We start from the raw sequence: 15,600 nt of genomic DNA on the forward strand, positions 1-15,600 counted from the left end.
TGGCTGCAGCGCCGCAGCGCATGCCGCGCGTCGAGGACTTTCCACCGGTCGTGAGGGCCGAGGTGGAGGCCAAGAGCCGCCCTGCGGATCATGAGAACAGCGGACCGATGGGGCTGATCAAGCGGCTGACCAACGGCCTGACCCGCCGCGAGGAAGAGCCGGCCCGGCTGCAGCCGGCGCAGCCGCGCGAGCCGAAACTGCGCCAGGCGGCACCGGAAATGCGCCGCCTCGCCAGCCAGGACCCGCAGCTCTATGCGCCGCGCCGCGGCCAGCTCGACGACCAGGGGCGCCTCACGCCTCAAACCCGCACGGTGCAGGAAGACGACCAGCTGGAGATCCCGGCGTTCCTGCGTCGCCAGGCGAACTAATCGTTAAAGCGCGCCGCCTACGCGCCGCGCTTTAAGCAGTTGATGATGTCGTTCTCCCAAAACCGCTGCGCACTTTCGGGCAGAACATGCACTAACGATATATAACAGCTGTTAACAGGCGGGCGAGAGATCGTCTGCCTGTTGCCTTCAAAAGTTATGGAGAAACAACGGATTACGAGCGTTTCTTCGTTCAGGGCAGCGGTTACACGGGGTAAGAAACCGTGATTTGGAGTCTCCCGGAGGGGCCACTATCTTCGCGTCGGACTAAAGTCGGTTTGCCGGGATTCGGGGAGTTGGCCCTGCCTGCCGATGTTATCAGAGCCGCTGCCTTGCTCATTCGCCGCTTTTGCGCGCAGGCCAGATGATCCGTCGGGCCGATAATGCCTAAGGCTGACAAGCGGACACAGGCGGTTTGGGCTTATGGGGTTTTGTCTTGCACGACTATCAGACGACAGTTAAGGCGCGCGTGACGCTGACCGGCACCGGCGTCCACAGCGGCAAGCCCGTCACCGTTCATTTCCTGCCCGCCGACGCCGATACCGGCATCGTGTTCCACCTCGCGAATGGCGGCGAGTTCCGCGAGTTCCGCGCCCTGGTCTCCGAGGTCGGTGCCACCGACCTGTGCACCATGCTCGGCGATCCGGTCGGCGAGCATATCGGAACCGTCGAACATCTCATGGCGACGGTGTTCGGACTTGGCATCGACAATCTCATCATCGAGATCGACGGTCCGGAAGTCCCCATTCTCGACGGCAGCGCGGTGGCCTTTGTCGAAGCCTTCGACCAGGCGGGGATCGACACGCTTTCGGTCAAGCGCCGCTATATCCGCGTGGTCAAGCCGATCCGCGTCGAAGCCGGTGCATCCTGGGCCGAGTTCCGCCCCTATGACGGCACGCGATTCGAGGTCGAGATCGACTTCGAGAGCCCGGCCATCGGCCGCCAGCTCTTCGCCTCCGACATCAACCCCGACATCTTCCGCCGCGACATCGCGCGGGCCCGCACCTTCGGCTTCATGAAGGATGTCGAGCGGCTGTGGGCCGCCGGCTACGCGCTCGGGTCGTCGCTGGAGAACTCGCTGGTCATCGGCGACGACAACCGCGTCATCAATGTCGGCGGACTGCGCTATCCGAACGAATTCGCCCGCCACAAGACGCTCGACGCCATGGGCGACCTGGCGCTTGCCGGCGCGCGCTTCATCGGCTGCTTCCGCTCCTATCGTGGCGGCCATCGGATGAACGCGGCGGCGCTGCGCCGCCTGCTTTCGGACCGTACGGCCTTCGAGATCGTCGAGACGCGGCGCCGCGAGCGCGGCCGGGTCGCCGAAATGATCGCCGTCAGCGGACCGGTCTACGCGCCCTGGGTCATCTGATTTTTAACGATTTTCTGGCTTTGTAGCGAAGCCGGTGTTGCGCAAATGCATCACAAACCCGTGAAATCGAGCGGCTTTGGGCACGGTCCCAAACCGCCACAAAAATGTGCGATTGGCCGGACATAGCGTTGCCGGGCAAGGGGATAATGGTTTATGGCTGCGGCCGGGACCGAAACGACGCCGAAAGGGCGGAATCCAAACATGTTTTTTTCGCGAGTTGGTCAATCGAAGGCGCCGTATCGGGCTGTTTTCCTGGCGTTTTCGTTGGTCGCCCCGTCGCTCATGCTGTCGGCCTGCATGTCGTCCGAGAAGGACGTCAATCTGGCGACCTATGTCGACCACACCGAACCCGCAGACGTTCTCTACAACCAGGGCCTCGCGAATCTGAATGCCGGCCGCCTCGATGAGGCGAGCAAGAAGTTCGACGCCGTCGACCGCCAGCATCCCTACTCGGAATTCGCCCGCAAATCGATGGTGATGGGCGCCTTCGCCGATTATCGCGCCGGCAACTATGACGAGGCGATCGGTTCCGCCAAACGTTACCTGACGCTCTATCCGTCAACCGACGATGCCGCCTATGCGCAGTACATCATCGGCTTGAGCTACTACCGGCAGATCAAGGACGTCACCCAGGACCAGAAGGAAGCGCGCCAGACGGTGCAGACCATGCAGGACCTGGTGACCCGCTGGCCGAATTCCGAATATGTCGACGACGCCAAGGACAAGATCCGCTTCGCCACCGACCAGCTCGCCGGCAAGGAGATGCAGATCGGCCGCTACTATCTGGAACGCCGCGAATATATCGCCGCCGTCAAGCGCTTCCGCACCGTGGTCGAGAACTACTCCAACACGCGCCACGTCGAGGAGGCGCTCGCGCGACTGACCGAAGCCTACTACGCGATGGGCCTGACGTCGGAAGCGCAGACAGCCGCAGCGGTGCTCGGCCACAACTACCCGGACAGCCAGTGGTACAAGGATTCCTACAAGCTCCTGCAGAGCAACGGGCTTGAACCGCGCGAGAATGCCGGGTCGTGGATCTCCAAGGCTGGGAAGCTGATCACCGGCGCCTGACACTTCTGATGCTGTCCAGACTGTCGATCCGCGATATCGTCCTGATCGAGAAGCTGGACATCGACTTCTTGCCTGGGCTTTCGGTGCTGACCGGCGAGACCGGCGCCGGCAAATCCATCCTCCTCGATGCGCTGTCGCTGGCGCTTGGCGCGCGCGGCGACGCTTCGCTCGTCCGCCATGGCGCGGCGCAGGGCCAGGTCATCGCCGTGTTCGACGTGCCGCGCAACCACCCGGCGCGCGCGCTGCTTGCCGACAACGACATCGAGGATGATGGCGACATCATCCTGCGCCGCGTGCAGACCGCCGACGGCCGCACCCGCGTTTTCGTCAATGATCAGCCGTCCAGCGTGACCCTGATGCGCGACGTCGGCCGCGCGCTGGTCGAGATTCACGGCCAGCATGACGAGCGCGCGCTCGTCGATCCCGGCGCCCACCGCGAATTGCTGGACAGTTTCGGCGGCCATCTCGGCGCCGTGCGCGGCACGGGCGAAGCCTGGCGCTATTGGCGGAATTGCGAACAGGAGCTTTCGCGGCACCGCGCCAAGGTCGAGGCGGCGGCGCGCGAGGCCGATTATCTCAGGGCCTCGGTCGCCGAGTTGGCGAAGCTCGATCCGCAGCCGGGCGAAGAGACCGAGCTTGCCGAATTACGCGCCCAGATGATGCGCGCCGAAAAGATCGCGTCCGAGATCCACGATGCGCAGGACGTGCTGTCGGGGCCGTCTTCGCCCCTGCCGCAGCTCGCCAGCCTGCTCAGGCGGCTGCAGCGTAAATCGGGTGAGGTGCCCGGCCTGCTCGACGATGTGGTGAAGTCGCTGGACGAGGCAATGATCTCGCTCGACGCGGCGCAGTCCGGCGTCCAGACAGCACTACGCGCCACCGAATACGATCCGCAGCGCCTGGAAAAGGCGGAAGAGCGGCTGTTCTCGCTGCGCGCGGCCTCGCGCAAGCACAATGTCGCCGTCGACGATCTGGCGCAGCTGCGCGACACGATGGCGGCCGACCTTGCCGATCTCGATGCGGGCGAGGAACGACTGCACGGGCTTGAAAAACAAGCCGCCGCCGCGCGCGAAGCTTACGACATAGCCGCGGCGCAGCTCTCTTCGCTACGCCATGCGGCGGCGGCGGGCCTCACCAAGGCGGTGATGGCCGAGCTGCCGGCCCTCAAGCTCGAGCGGGCGGAGTTCATCGTCGAGATGGTGAGCGATGCCGAAAGCCGCATGGAAGAAGGCATCGACCAGGTCGAGTTCTGGGTGCGCACCAATCCGGGCACACGGCCCGGGCCGATGATGAAGGTTGCGTCGGGCGGCGAGCTGTCGCGCTTCCTTCTGGCGCTGAAGGTGGCGCTTGCCGACCGCGGCTCGGCGCCGACCCTGGTCTTCGACGAGATCGACACCGGCGTCGGCGGCGCCGTGGCCGACGCCATCGGCCAGCGGCTGGCGAGGCTGTCGAAGCGGGTGCAGGTGCTTTCGGTCACGCATGCGCCGCAAGTGGCGGCGCGTGCCGCGACGCATTTTCTAATCTCGAAGTCCGGCGGCAAGGACCGTGTCGCAACCGGCGTTGCCGAAATGGATCGCGCGGCGCGCCAGGAAGAGATCGCGCGCATGCTGGCCGGCGCCACCATCACCGATGAAGCGCGCGCCGCCGCTGAGCGGTTGCTGCGCGAGAACACGGCGGCAGCCTAGGCTTCTTGATTCCCCGGCTGGAATGCCGAGTCAGCAGGTGGCTGCATCCTGCTGTTCGGCAATGATTTTTGCGCAAGCCGACTCCTCCATACCGAATCCTGATTTATAGTGGCCCGCCACAATTCGAGGACCGCGCTTCATGTCTGAAAAACCAGTCGATTCGCTGAGCGAAAGCGAGGCCGCGGAGGAGCTGAAGCGGCTGGCGGCGGAGATCGCCGAGCACGACCGGCGCTACCATATGGAGGATGCGCCCACGATTTCGGACGCCGAATACGACGCACTGGCGCGGCGCAACCTTGCCATCGAGGGGCGCTTTCCCGATCTCGTTCGCGAGGATTCGCCGTCGCGTCGGGTCGGCGCGCCGCCGGCGGAAGGCTTCACCAAGGTGCGGCATGCCGTGCCGATGCTGAGCCTCGCCAAGGCCTATACCGACCAGGACGTGGCCGATTTCATCGAGCGTGGCCGGCGCTTCTTCGACCGCGACAAGGACCTCGATATCGCCTTCACGGCGGAGCCGAAGATCGACGGGCTGTCGGCATCGCTGCGCTATGAAAACGGCATCTTCGTGCAAGGCGCGACGCGCGGCGACGGCGCGGTCGGCGAGGACATCACCGCCAATCTCAAGACCATCGCCGACATCCCGAAGAAGTTGCAGGGCTCGGGCTGGCCGGAGGTCATCGAAATCCGCGGCGAGGTCTACATGACCTACGCGGAGTTCGAGGCTTTGAAGCAGCGCTCGGCAGCTATCGGCGGCCAGGACTATGTCAATCCGCGCAACACGGCGGCCGGGTCGCTGCGCCAGAAGGATCCAGCCGTCACCGCCAGCCGCAATCTGAAATTCTTCGCCTATGCCTGGGGCTACACGACGGCAGATCCCGCTCCGACCCAGTACGGTTCCGTGCAGAAGTTCAAGGAATGGGGATTCAAGGTCAGTCCGCTGATGGTGCGGGCAAGGTCGATCGACGACCTCATCGCGCACTACCACCGGATCGAGGAGCAGCGTTCTTCGCTGGGCTACGACATCGACGGCGTCGTCTACAAGGTCGACCAGCTCGAGCTGCAGCGCCGCTGGGGTTTTGTGACCGGCGAGCCGCGCTGGGCAGTTGCCCACAAATTCCCGGCCGAACAGGCGATGACGACGGTCGAGAAGATCGACATCCAGGTGGGCCGCACCGGCACGTTGGCGCCGGTGGCGCGGCTGGCGCCGGTGACGGTCGGCGGCGTGGTGGTGGAAAACGTCACGCTGCACAATGAAGATTACATCAAGGGTTTTGACAGCAATGGGCAGCCGATCCGCGACGGCATTGACGTTCGCATCGGCGACACGGTGGTGATCCAGCGGGCAGGGGACGTCATCCCGCAGATCGTCAGGGTCGTCATCGACAAGCGGCCGGCCGATGCGGTGCCGTATGAGTTCCCGCACACCTGCCCGGTCTGCGGCTCGCCGGCGACGCGCGAGATCAACGAGAAGACCGGCAAGGAGGATTCGCGGCGCCGCTGCACCGGCGAGCTGATCTGCGCAGCGCAGGCCGTGGAGGGGCTGCGCCACTTCGTGTCGCGCGGCGCGCTCGATATCGAGGGCCTCGGCGCCGAAAACATCGACCTGTTCTTCAATGCCGGGTTGGTCAAGACCGCCGCCGACATCTTCACGCTGAAGGACCGCCGGCCGGCCGTCACCAAGGCGCTGGCGGTACGGCGTGAGGAGCAGGCGAGACTGCGCGAGGCCGCATCGGGCAAGACGCGCAAGAATGTGCGCAGCGTCGAAGATCGCAACTACGAAAGCCTCGACAAGCTGTTTGCAGCCATCGACGCGCGCCGCGAGCCGGAGCTCGACCGCTTCATCTTCGCGCTCGGCATCCGCCATATCGGCGAGACCACGGCGGCGGTGCTTGCCCGCCAGTTCTCGACCATCGAGGAACTGATCCGCGTCGGCAAAGAGACGGCGAAGGCGCAGGATCCGCATGACGTGTTCCCGTCGATCAACGGCATCGGCGACACCGTCATCAACGCCTTGCGCGATTTCTTCGGCAATGAGCGCAATGACGACGTGCTCGATGCGCTGCTGGCGCAAGTCCATCCTAAGCCCTATGTGGTCGAGATCTCGACCGGCAGCGAAGTTTCCGGCAAGACGGTGGTGTTTACCGGCACGCTGGAAAAGATGACGCGCTCCGAGGCCAAGGCGATGGCGGAGCGCCTGGGGGCGAAGGTCGCCGGCTCGGTTTCGGCCAAGACCGATCTGGTGGTGGCGGGTCCGGGCGCCGGGTCCAAGCTCAAGGTTGCGAGCGATCTCGGCATCGAGGTGATCGACGAGGACACCTGGCTGCAGCGCATCGGCAGGGGCGGCTGATGGCCGGAGCGTTCAAGGGTTTTGGCGAGAAGGCCATTCCGTTCCTCAAGGCGCTCGACTTCCACCAGAGCCGCGAATGGTTCCAGGAAAACCGCGGCCTGTACGAGAGTGAGCTGCACGAACCGTTCTGCGATCTCATCGAGGCACTCAGCGAGCGTTTCGCCGCGGCGAGGCTTGGCCTGCGCGGCGACCGCAAGAAGTCGCTGTTCCGCATCAATCGCGACGTTCGCTTCTCCAAGGACAAGCGCCCCTATAATCGGCACCTGTCGGCAATCCTGTCGCCAGACGGCACCAAGATGGAGCAGGGCGTGTTCTATGTGCATATCGGCCTCGAGCGCTGCTTTGCCGGCGTCGCCTGGTGGCAGCCCGGACCGGAGTTGCTGCAGGCGATGCGCAAGGCGATCGTGACGAAGCCGGCCGCCTTCCGCGCCATGGTTTCAGCGCTGAAAAAGACTGGGCTGGAGCTGGATAGGGAAGATTGCCTGAAGCGCGCGCCGCGCGGTTTCGAGGACGTCAGCGAAGCCGATCTCGCGCAAGCCGTCCGCAACCGCCATTTCGTGGTGCGGCATGATATTGATCCCGAAACCATCTACATGGCGGCGCTGGTTGACGATCTCGTCGGCTTCACCTTGCGCGCCAAGCCGCTGCTCGATTGGGGCAGGGCGATCCAGGGCAAGGCTGCCTGAACCGCTCAAAGCCCGGCAATCAGTTCCGCTGATCGTCGGCTCAAGCGAATTGGTGTGACAAGCGGGGCGACGCTCCCTAAATCAAGCCGCTCAAGGGAGCAGTTGGATGACGGCGGAAGCAATCTCCGAAAGCCGTGCGAGGAGCGATTTCTGGGACGGCGTGCGGTTGTCGATGCCGGTCGTGGTCGCCTCAGCGCCGTTCGCGATCCTGTTCGGCGCGATTGCCGTGGACAACGGGTTTTCGGTCCTGGAAGCATTCCTCATGAGCGCGCTGATCTTCGGCGGCGCCAGCCAGATGGTCGGCATCGAATTGTTCGGCCAGCATGTCGCGCCCTGGCTGATCGTGCTCTCGATCTTCGCGGTGAATTTCCGTCACGTGCTCTATTCCGCCGGCATCGGCCGGCGCATGGCGCATTGGCCGCTGCTGCAGCAGGCGCTAGGCTATTTCATCCTGACCGATCCGCAATATGCCGTGGCCGAGGCGCGCGCGGCCTCCGGCCGATCGGTCGGGTTCGTCTGGTATCTCGGGCTCGGCCTGCCGGTCTATGTGTTCTGGGTGGCCGAAAGCGCGCTCGGCGCGGTCTTCGGCAAGATGATCCCGGATACCCATGCGCTGGGCATCGATTTCCTGCTGCCGATCTATTTCCTCGGCCTGGTTCTCGGCTTCCGCAAACGGCCGCTGTGGCTGCCGGTGGTCGTCGCCAGCGCGGCCGCCTCGATCGTCGCCTACAAGACGGTCGGCTCGCCCTGGCATGTCTCGATCGGCGCCATTGCCGGCGTCCTTCTGGCGGTCATTCTGCCGCCGCATCATAGCGGCGTGGGGAAGCGCACATGAGCACGACCTTCTGGATCATCCTCGCCGGCGCCGTCGCCACCTATCTCACCCGTGTTGGCGGCCATCTCGTCATCTCGCGCTTCGAGACCGTCCACCCGCGCGTCGAGGCCGGCCTCAACGCCGTGCCGGCCGCTGTGCTGACGACACTTGTGGCGCCTGCCGCGCTCGGCGCCGGACCGGCCGAATGGGCAGCGCTGATCGTCACCGCGCTGGTGTCGCTGCGCGGCGGCCTGATGGCGATGTTTCTGGGCGGCGCGGCGGTGCTGATCGTCGCCAGGCAGTTCGTCGGCTAGAAGTCAGATCTTGGCGTCGTGCGGCAGCGGCGCCGTGGCTTTCTCCAGCCAGGCCAGCGTCTCGCCGTCCACCATCGGACCGATCTCGGCCAGAACCCGCGCGTGATACTGGTCGAGCCAGTGCAGCTCGTCGCGGGTCAGCAAGTCGCTGCGGATGAGGCGCTTGTCGATCGGCGCCAGCGTCAGCGTCTCGAAGCCGTGCATGGCGATGTCGCCGCCCTCGATCTGCTCGGCAGGCGTGACCAGGATCAGGTTCTCGATGCGAATGCCGTAGGAGCCTTCCTTGTAATAGCCCGGCTCGTTGGACAGCATCATGCCGGCAAGCAGTTTCTCGGTGCCGGTGCGGGCAATGCGCTGCGGGCCCTCATGCACGGCCAGGTATGAGCCGACGCCATGGCCGGTGCCGTGGGCGAAGTCGCAGCCGTGCTTCCACAGCGCCACGCGGGCAACGGCATCGATTTCCGAACCGCGCGTGCCAGCCGGAAAGCGCAGCGTCGAGATGCCGATCATGCCCTTCAGCACCAGCGTGAAGCGCTCGCGCATCTCCTCAGTCGGCAGGCCGATCGGCACGGTGCGGGTGATGTCGGTGGTGCCGTCCTGGTATTGTCCGCCGGAATCGAGCAGGAACAGCTCGCCGCTTTGGAGCTTGCGGCTGGTGGCGCGGGAGACGCGGTAGTGCATGATGGCGCCGTTCGGGCCGGCGCCGGAAATCGTGTCGAAGGAGACGTCGCGCAGCGGCATCTGCGTTTCCTCGCCGGTCTGCCGCCGCACCTCCTCGAGTTTGGTCACGACGTCGATCTCGTCGAGCGTATCCGGCTTCTGCCGGTCGAGCCAGCAGAGCAGCTTGGCGACTGCGGCGCCGTCGCGACGATGCGCGGCGCGGCTGCCGGCGACCTCGGCCTGGTTCTTGGTGGCGCGCGGAATGCGGGCGGGGTCTGGCGCAGGGACAACGGTGCCGCCATTGCCCTCGACCAGCATCTTGAGCTTTTCCGCCGCCAGCACGGGATCGAGCGCGATTTTTGCGCCGTCCTTGGCAAGCTCAGCGACGGCTGCCTCGAACGCGCCGGGATCGTACGGATCGGCGAGCTGGGTGAGATAGGCCGCGACCTGGCGCGAAAATTTGCGCTGGTCCATGAAGAGTTGATGCTTGCCGTCGGCGGCAAGAATGGCGAAGCCGAGCGCCAGCGGCGTATGCGCCACGTCGCCGCCGCGGATGTTGAAGGCCCAGGCGATGGAAGAAGGGTCGGTGAGCACGGCGTGCGTCGCGCCCTCCTTTTCGATCGCGCCCGCCAGCCGCGCCAGCTTGTCCTTGGCGAGTTCGCCGGCGAAGGCGATCGGATGGAGTTCCACGGGTGCGCGCGGCGGCTCGGGCTGATCTTCCCAGATGATGTCGATCGGATTCTTGTCGAGCGGCACCAGTGTCGCGCCGGACTGCTCGGCCGAGGCTTTCAATGCCTTGATCTCGCCGATCGTGTGCAGCCAAGGGTCGAAGCCGAGCCTGGCCCCTTTGCCGAGATTGTCCTTGATCCAGGAGGCCGGCGGATTGTCGACGAGGCTCTCGACGGTGAAGATCGAAAGATCGACCTCATTGCGCACCTGCAGCGTGTAGCGGCCGTCAACGAAGATGAAGGCGCGGTCGCGCAGGATGATGGCGACGCCGGCTGAGCCGGAAAAGCCGGTCAGCCATCTCAGCCGGGCCGAGCGGTCGGCGACATATTCGCCCTGATGCTCGTCGGCACGCGGCACCATGAAGCCGTCCAGCTTGTTCTCGGCCAGCCATTGGCGCAGCGTCGCCACGCGCGGCTTGCCGACAGCCGGATCGCCGGCGGAATCAAAGGTCTGGAACATTTTTCCGCATCTCCTCGAATGGCTCGCGCGACCGTAGCGCAAGGTCTTCGAAACCGGAATCGATTTCGACAGGGGCCAGTCTTGAACGATCTGGTTTTCAGCGCTTGAGGTGGATGGTCACCCAGCCCTCGCGGTGCAAGGTGCGGACGTGGCGGAAGCTTTGGCCGACATAGGCCGAGATCACCGCATCGCGCTGACGGTCGAGAATGCCGGAGAGCACCAGCGAGCCGCCGAGCCTGATGTGCCTGGCCATCTCAGGCGCCAACCGCATCAGCGGGCGCGCCAGGATATTGGCGACGATGAGGTCGAAGGGCGCGCGCCTGGCGAAGATCGGATGGTGGAAGCCGGGCGCCGTCACCGTCTCGACAAGCGCCTTCACTCGGTTCAGTCGCGCATTGGTCGCAGCGACGCGAACGGCGACCGGATCGATGTCGGTCGCCAGCACCGGGATGTGCGCGAGCTTGGCCAGCGCTATCGCCAGCACGGCACTGCCGGTGCCGAGGTCGAGCGCGTTGCCGGGGCGTTCGCGCAGCACCACCTGTTCCAGCAGTTCGAGGCAGCCGGCCGTGGTGCCGTGATGGCCGGTGCCGAAGGCAAGACCCGCCTCGATCTCAATGGCGAGGTCACCGCTGCGGCGCTTGTCGCGATCATGTGCGCCATGGACAAAGAAACGCCCGGCGCGGACCGGCTTTAGTCCTTCGAGCGAGCGTGCAACCCAGTCGATGTCGGGGAGCGCCTCGCGCTCGACCGGCTTCGGCAGGGCGAGGTCCGCGAGTATGCGGTTGATCCGGACTGCGACGGCATCGACATTGCCATCGGCATAGAGCGACACTTCGTGGATGTCATTGGCCTCGTCGACCTCCAGCAGGGCAAGCGGCAGGCCTTCGTCCTCGAAGGCTGCATCAAGCGCCGCGAAGATGCGGTCAGCCTCGGCCTTGCCCGCGGTGAAATGGAACCTGGTCAGCCCCATCAGGGCGACTCATGTTTGAGCGTGATCATTTCCGAGAACCGGTTCCACTTGTTACTACGCAAACCTTCGGTTCGGGATCACGCCTGGCCGCCTGCTGCGAGCCGCTTCAGCTTCGCAATAGCCGTGTCGGCGCTTTCGCCATAGGCGATGGTGCCGGCGAACTCGCCCTTGGCGTTGAGGAGCAGCACGGAGGCCGTGTGGTCCATCGTGTAATCGCCGTCGCCGGTGTCGACCTTCTTCCAATAGATGCCGAAGGCCTTGGCCATTGCATGCACCTTGTCCGGATCGCCGGTGATGCCGGTGATGCGGTCGGAGAAGTTGCCGACGTAGGAATTGATGATCTGCGGCGTGTCCCGCTCCGGGTCGACCGTGACGAAGTAGGCGTTGAGGTTCTTGCCGCTGTCGCCCATCGTCTTCAGCCAGCCGGCCATTTCGAACAGCGTTGTCGGGCAGACTTCCGGACAATGCGTGAAGCCGAAGAAGACCACGCTTGGGTGGCCCCGGAACGCGGCCTCGGTGATCGGCGCGTTCTTCTGGTCGATCAGTGTGAACGGTGCGCCGTAGGGCTCGCTACTGTACAATTTCCTGTACCACTGGAATGTCATAACGCCAGTGATCGCAACCATCAGCACCAAGATGCCTACGAGGATGAATCGCATTATGGGCGAGGGTTGGTTAGCCATGTCTGTCTGCCGAAGGCGGGCTAGAGGAGTGTTCGGAACAGCGGCTTGTCGATGGTTTATTGAAACCGTGGTTCATGCTCGTATCACCATAGTTATTTGAAAGAATGACTCAAAGGTGTCGCGATGCCGCAAGGATACCGGCGCTCGTATCAAGCATGAGGCGCGTCGCAATACAAATGTCGAACGCTGCTCCAATGACACGGGAACGTGGTTGCAAACTGGGCAGTCTTATCCCACCTGACATCGGCTAAACGCAAACCCGAGGAGGCTGCCTTGCGAAAACTGATCGGCTTGATTGCCGCCTGCATTGCCCTCGGCGCCGGCGCAGCGATGGCGGACGAGGTCGGCAAGGTCGGCGTCGACTGGGTCGGCAACGACATCATGATCGACGCGATCAAGGATCCAAAGGTCGACGGCGTCACCTGCCACGTCGCCTATTTCGACCGCAGCATCATCGATCGGTTGCACAAGGGCAACTGGTTCGAGGATCCGTCGGACTCGTCGATCTCCTGCCGCCAGACCGGACCGATCACCATCGGCGACATCGACATGAGCGAGCGCGGCGAAGAGGTGTTCAAGCAGGGCCTCAGCCTGATCTGGAAGAAACAGGTGGTGAACCGCATCTACGACAAGAAGAACGAGACGCTGATCTATCTCTCGCACTCGCGCCAGGTGCAGAACGGCTCGGCGAAGATGTCGGTCACGACCGTGCCGCTCTATGGCCAGAACGTCGTGTGGACCAAGGGCAAGCCGCAATAGGCTCCGATCCGCCCGGATGATTGGTCACGCTTGCGGGGCCAATCGCTCGGGCGTAAAGCCGCGCCATGGATCGTCCTGAACATCTCGTCGCGAAAGATCCCGAGCCGCGCATCCATCCGACCGCGGAGCTGAAGGGGTGCAAGCTTGGCCGTTATGCATCGGTCGGCGAGCGGGTGATCCTGCGCGACGTGACGGTCGGCGATTTTTCCTATTTCGAGCGTCATTCGGAAGCGATCTACACGACGATCGGCAAGTTCTGCTCCATCGCCGCCAACAGCCGTATCAACGCGCTCGAGCATCCGATCGAGCGGCTGACCCAGCACAAGGTGAGCTACCGGCCCAACGAATATTTCCGCTGGCTTGGCGTCGACGCGGCATTTCGAGAGCGGCGGCAGGCAAAGCCGGTCAGCATCGGGCACGATGTCTGGATCGGCCATGGCGCCGTCATCATGCCAGGCATCACGATCGGCAATGGTGCCGTCATCGGTGCCAACGCGGTGGTGACGCAGGACGTGCCGCCTTACGCTGTCGTCGCCGGCGTTCCGGCCAAACCCTTGCGCCAGCGCTTTAGCGCCGACGTGGCGGCGCGCATTGAAGACCTCGCCTGGTGGGACTGGACGCCGGAAAAACTCGCCAGGGCGATCCCGGACATGCAGTCGTTGCCGATCGAGGCCTTCCTCGATCGTTGGGAAAACGCCGCGACCTGAACCCGTGAAGCGCCCCTCCGCCATGCGGGGGGAGCAGCTGAAGGGGCCGGAGGTAAGCCGCCGTGAAGCGGAACGAGCAGGCTTTTCGACCTGCACCGGCACCATGGCAACAACGCATAAGGTGTTTTTTCGTCGGCATGCGCCTCTCGCGTGTATGCGATTGCAGGCGGAAAATCGGGCCGGCGGGAACCGGAGAGGCCGGCCCTTGTTTCTCTCGAAATGCCGCGCTCTTGCGTTTTGTGAGGACTGGATGATCGAAAAGCTTTTCACCAAGGTTGCCAATTGGGTGGCTCACCTGGCCGGTATGCCTTTGACTTTTGCCGTCTGCGTTCTGATCGTAGTGATCTGGGCCGCGACTGGCCCGGTCTTCGGCTTCTCGGATACCTGGCAACTGGTGATCAACACCGGGACAACCATCATCACCTTCCTGATGGTGTTCCTGATCCAGAACACGCAGAACCGCGATGGCGCCGCAATCCAGACCAAGCTCGACGAGTTGATTCGCGTCAGCGAGGCCCACAACCATTTCATCGGCATCGAGCACCTGACGGAATCGGAGGTCGAGGAGATCCGCGCCAAATGCGAAGCGGCGGCAAAACGGCACGACCGCAAAATCGCCGAAACAGCGGCCAAGCAGGCTATGACGATAAAAAACGGTTCCGGGCGCGACCGCAAGATCGCTGAGGCGGCCGCCAACAAGACCGTGCCACGGAAGGCAAGCTCTAAGAGGAAGGCGCCGCCTGAACGGCCCGTCAGCGGTTCATAAAGGCGGCGAAAGCGTCCTTGTGATCCGGATGCCAGCGCGACAAAGCGGGGCGGTTTTCGATGATGTCGCCGATCGCCCAGGCCATGCGCTTTTCATCCATGGGCCGAGCGACCTCGTTGTCCGGGCAAAGGATGTAGAAGTCGTCCTGCTTGAGCGATGCCAGCATGAAATCGATCACCTGCTCGCCCGTCCAGGCGCCGGCCGGCTTTTCCGTCGCGCCCTCGGTCAGGCCGGTATAGGTGAAGCCGGGGATCAGCAAATGCGCGGAAAGCTTCGCTCCAGGCTCGTTGCGCAACGCATGGGCCAGGCCCTCGGTGAAGGTCTTCACGCCCGCCTTGGAGACGTTGTAGGCGAGATTGCCGGGCGGCGTGGTGATGCCTTGCTTGGATCCGGTGTTGATGATCAGGCCGGGCTCGCCCGCAGCCAGCATGCGCGGCGCAAAGGCTTCGACACCATGCACGACGCCCCAGAAATTGATGTCCAGCAGCCGTTTCCAGGCTTCACGATTTTCCCACGGCTTGCCGGGATTGTTGCCGACGCCGGCATTGTTCATTATTACCGAAATCGCACCGAATGCACCGTAGGCGAGGTCCGCGAGCCGGTCGACTTCCTCGGCCTTGGAGACGTCGGTGGGGATAGGGAGAACGGCATCGTCCCCGGCAATGACGGCGACCGCCTGCCGGGCCTGGTCGAGGCGCACGCCGCCTATGTCGGCAAGCACGGTCTTCATGCCCATGGCCGCGAAGCGCTTCGCGGCGGCCAGGCCTATGCCGCTGGCGCCGCCGGTGATGACGGCGACATTGCCGGAGGCGAAAGCGGGCAGGGCGGTCTGGATTTCGGCGTCGCTGGTCATGGTTGATGTCCTTATTCCGGGTCGAGCCGAACTTAACGCCGGTCAGGGGCGAGGCAAGCCTTGATCGCTGCAATGATCGACGGCGGTACCGCCAATGGGTTGACCGCAGCAGCTTGCCCCGCGCATGCTGCCGGAAAAGGAGTTCGGCATTGACCGATTGGATCGGAATCCTGAAGGAGCAGACCGCCACCGGCGAACAGATGGGCCGGGATGTGCCGAAGATGCTCGCCAACCCCGATATCAGCGAGGCGCAGGTCAAGACCCTGTTTTCGGCACTGGAGCAACAGGCGGACTTCGCGGAAAAGCTGCGCCTGGCGCTGGAGAAGTTCGGCCATGACTTTCCCGTCATCAAGGCCGCAGAGC

Annotated in this window: 15 protein-coding genes and 1 pseudogene; 12 read left to right on the top strand and 4 right to left on the bottom strand. The window is 64.1% G+C overall.

Going from position 1 to position 15,600, the window contains the following annotated elements:
* The 8 genes and pseudogenes from EOA32_RS20330 to EOA32_RS20365 form a co-directional block, all read left to right on the top strand.
* Nucleotides 1-368: pseudogene (locus EOA32_RS20330) on the top strand (cell division protein FtsZ); the annotation flags it as partial.
* Between the two features lie 433 nt (nucleotides 369-801).
* Nucleotides 802-1,737, top strand: coding sequence for a UDP-3-O-acyl-N-acetylglucosamine deacetylase (gene lpxC / locus EOA32_RS20335; RefSeq protein WP_189407271.1), 936 nt, complete (start codon nucleotides 802-804; stop codon nucleotides 1,735-1,737).
* A gap of 201 nt (nucleotides 1,738-1,938) precedes the next feature.
* Nucleotides 1,939-2,808 (top strand): outer membrane protein assembly factor BamD, encoded by an 870-nt coding sequence (locus EOA32_RS20340; RefSeq protein ID WP_066990991.1) that lies wholly within the window; start codon nucleotides 1,939-1,941, stop codon nucleotides 2,806-2,808.
* Nucleotides 2,809-2,816: 8 nt separating this feature from the next.
* Nucleotides 2,817-4,490 carry a DNA repair protein RecN gene (recN, locus tag EOA32_RS20345; protein ID WP_128372688.1) on the top strand — a complete coding sequence of 558 codons (1,674 nt, stop codon included), beginning with the start codon at nucleotides 2,817-2,819 and terminating at the stop codon, nucleotides 4,488-4,490.
* 139 nt (nucleotides 4,491-4,629) lie between these two features.
* The gene (gene ligA, locus EOA32_RS20350; RefSeq protein WP_128372689.1) at nucleotides 4,630-6,837 is read left to right on the top strand and encodes an NAD-dependent DNA ligase LigA; all 2,208 of its coding nucleotides are present in this window, start codon (nucleotides 4,630-4,632) and stop codon (nucleotides 6,835-6,837) included.
* Nucleotides 6,837-7,523: a TIGR02453 family protein gene (locus EOA32_RS20355; protein WP_128372690.1), complete on the top strand. Its 687-nt coding sequence runs from the start codon at nucleotides 6,837-6,839 to the stop codon at nucleotides 7,521-7,523. The genes ligA and EOA32_RS20355 overlap by 1 nt, the downstream gene beginning before the upstream one ends.
* Nucleotides 7,524-7,629: 106 nt before the next feature.
* Nucleotides 7,630-8,358, top strand: coding sequence for an AzlC family ABC transporter permease (locus EOA32_RS20360; RefSeq protein ID WP_066990778.1), 729 nt, complete (start codon nucleotides 7,630-7,632; stop codon nucleotides 8,356-8,358).
* The gene (locus EOA32_RS20365) at nucleotides 8,355-8,651 is read left to right on the top strand and encodes an AzlD family protein (protein WP_066990781.1); all 297 of its coding nucleotides are present in this window, start codon (nucleotides 8,355-8,357) and stop codon (nucleotides 8,649-8,651) included. The genes EOA32_RS20360 and EOA32_RS20365 overlap by 4 nt, the downstream gene beginning before the upstream one ends.
* 3 nt (nucleotides 8,652-8,654) lie before the next feature.
* Here the strand turns inward: EOA32_RS20365 and EOA32_RS20370 are convergent, their stop codons facing one another.
* The 3 genes from EOA32_RS20370 to EOA32_RS20380 form a co-directional block, all read right to left on the bottom strand.
* Nucleotides 8,655-10,499 (bottom strand): aminopeptidase P family protein, encoded by a 1,845-nt coding sequence (locus EOA32_RS20370; RefSeq protein WP_128372691.1) that lies wholly within the window; start codon nucleotides 10,497-10,499, stop codon nucleotides 8,655-8,657.
* A gap of 97 nt (nucleotides 10,500-10,596) precedes the next feature.
* A complete protein-coding gene (locus EOA32_RS20375; protein ID WP_128372692.1) occupies nucleotides 10,597-11,469 on the bottom strand; it encodes a 50S ribosomal protein L11 methyltransferase in 873 nt (290 codons plus the stop codon).
* A gap of 77 nt (nucleotides 11,470-11,546) precedes the next feature.
* Nucleotides 11,547-12,131, bottom strand: coding sequence for an SCO family protein (locus EOA32_RS20380; protein WP_095829013.1), 585 nt, complete (start codon nucleotides 12,129-12,131; stop codon nucleotides 11,547-11,549).
* 351 nt (nucleotides 12,132-12,482) lie between these two features.
* Here EOA32_RS20380 and EOA32_RS20385 point away from each other — a divergent pair, with 351 nt between their 5' ends.
* From EOA32_RS20385 to EOA32_RS20395, 3 genes are all read left to right on the top strand, one after another.
* Entirely contained in the window at nucleotides 12,483-12,911 is a 429-nt protein-coding gene (locus tag EOA32_RS20385; protein WP_095779095.1) for a CreA family protein, read from the top strand.
* Between the two features lie 65 nt (nucleotides 12,912-12,976).
* Complete coding sequence (locus EOA32_RS20390) at nucleotides 12,977-13,618, top strand: DapH/DapD/GlmU-related protein (protein ID WP_095779030.1); 642 nt, start codon at nucleotides 12,977-12,979, stop codon at nucleotides 13,616-13,618.
* A gap of 250 nt (nucleotides 13,619-13,868) precedes the next feature.
* Nucleotides 13,869-14,384 carry a low affinity iron permease family protein gene (locus tag EOA32_RS20395; protein ID WP_066990799.1) on the top strand — a complete coding sequence of 172 codons (516 nt, stop codon included), beginning with the start codon at nucleotides 13,869-13,871 and terminating at the stop codon, nucleotides 14,382-14,384.
* Here the strand turns inward: EOA32_RS20395 and EOA32_RS20400 are convergent.
* The gene (locus EOA32_RS20400) at nucleotides 14,371-15,237 is read right to left on the bottom strand and encodes an SDR family NAD(P)-dependent oxidoreductase (RefSeq protein ID WP_128372693.1); all 867 of its coding nucleotides are present in this window, start codon (nucleotides 15,235-15,237) and stop codon (nucleotides 14,371-14,373) included. The genes EOA32_RS20395 and EOA32_RS20400 overlap by 14 nt on opposite strands.
* Nucleotides 15,238-15,386: 149 nt before the next feature.
* Here EOA32_RS20400 and EOA32_RS20405 point away from each other — a divergent pair.
* Nucleotides 15,387-15,600: hypothetical protein (locus tag EOA32_RS20405; RefSeq protein WP_128372694.1), on the top strand; the 214-nt coding region annotated here is incomplete at its 3' end.

The sequence above is a fragment of the Mesorhizobium sp. M1A.F.Ca.ET.072.01.1.1 genome, assembly GCF_004023325.1.
Taxonomy (GTDB): Bacteria; Pseudomonadota; Alphaproteobacteria; order Rhizobiales; family Rhizobiaceae; genus Mesorhizobium.

Coding starts and splice junctions, on each gene's coding strand:
- EOA32_RS20340 (WP_066990991.1), top strand. CDS start 1,939: ATGTTTTTTTCGCGAGTTGGTCAATCGAAGGCGCCGTATCGGGCTGTT.
- recN (WP_128372688.1), top strand. CDS start 2,817: ATGCTGTCCAGACTGTCGATCCGCGATATCGTCCTGATCGAGAAGCTG.
- ligA (WP_128372689.1), top strand. CDS start 4,630: ATGTCTGAAAAACCAGTCGATTCGCTGAGCGAAAGCGAGGCCGCGGAG.
- EOA32_RS20355 (WP_128372690.1), top strand. CDS start 6,837: ATGGCCGGAGCGTTCAAGGGTTTTGGCGAGAAGGCCATTCCGTTCCTC.
- EOA32_RS20360 (WP_066990778.1), top strand. CDS start 7,630: ATGACGGCGGAAGCAATCTCCGAAAGCCGTGCGAGGAGCGATTTCTGG.
- EOA32_RS20365 (WP_066990781.1), top strand. CDS start 8,355: ATGAGCACGACCTTCTGGATCATCCTCGCCGGCGCCGTCGCCACCTAT.
- EOA32_RS20370 (WP_128372691.1), bottom strand. CDS start 10,499: ATGTTCCAGACCTTTGATTCCGCCGGCGATCCGGCTGTCGGCAAGCCG.
- EOA32_RS20375 (WP_128372692.1), bottom strand. CDS start 11,469: ATGGGGCTGACCAGGTTCCATTTCACCGCGGGCAAGGCCGAGGCTGAC.
- EOA32_RS20385 (WP_095779095.1), top strand. CDS start 12,483: ATGGCGGACGAGGTCGGCAAGGTCGGCGTCGACTGGGTCGGCAACGAC.
- EOA32_RS20390 (WP_095779030.1), top strand. CDS start 12,977: ATGGATCGTCCTGAACATCTCGTCGCGAAAGATCCCGAGCCGCGCATC.
- EOA32_RS20395 (WP_066990799.1), top strand. CDS start 13,869: ATGATCGAAAAGCTTTTCACCAAGGTTGCCAATTGGGTGGCTCACCTG.
- EOA32_RS20400 (WP_128372693.1), bottom strand. CDS start 15,237: ATGACCAGCGACGCCGAAATCCAGACCGCCCTGCCCGCTTTCGCCTCC.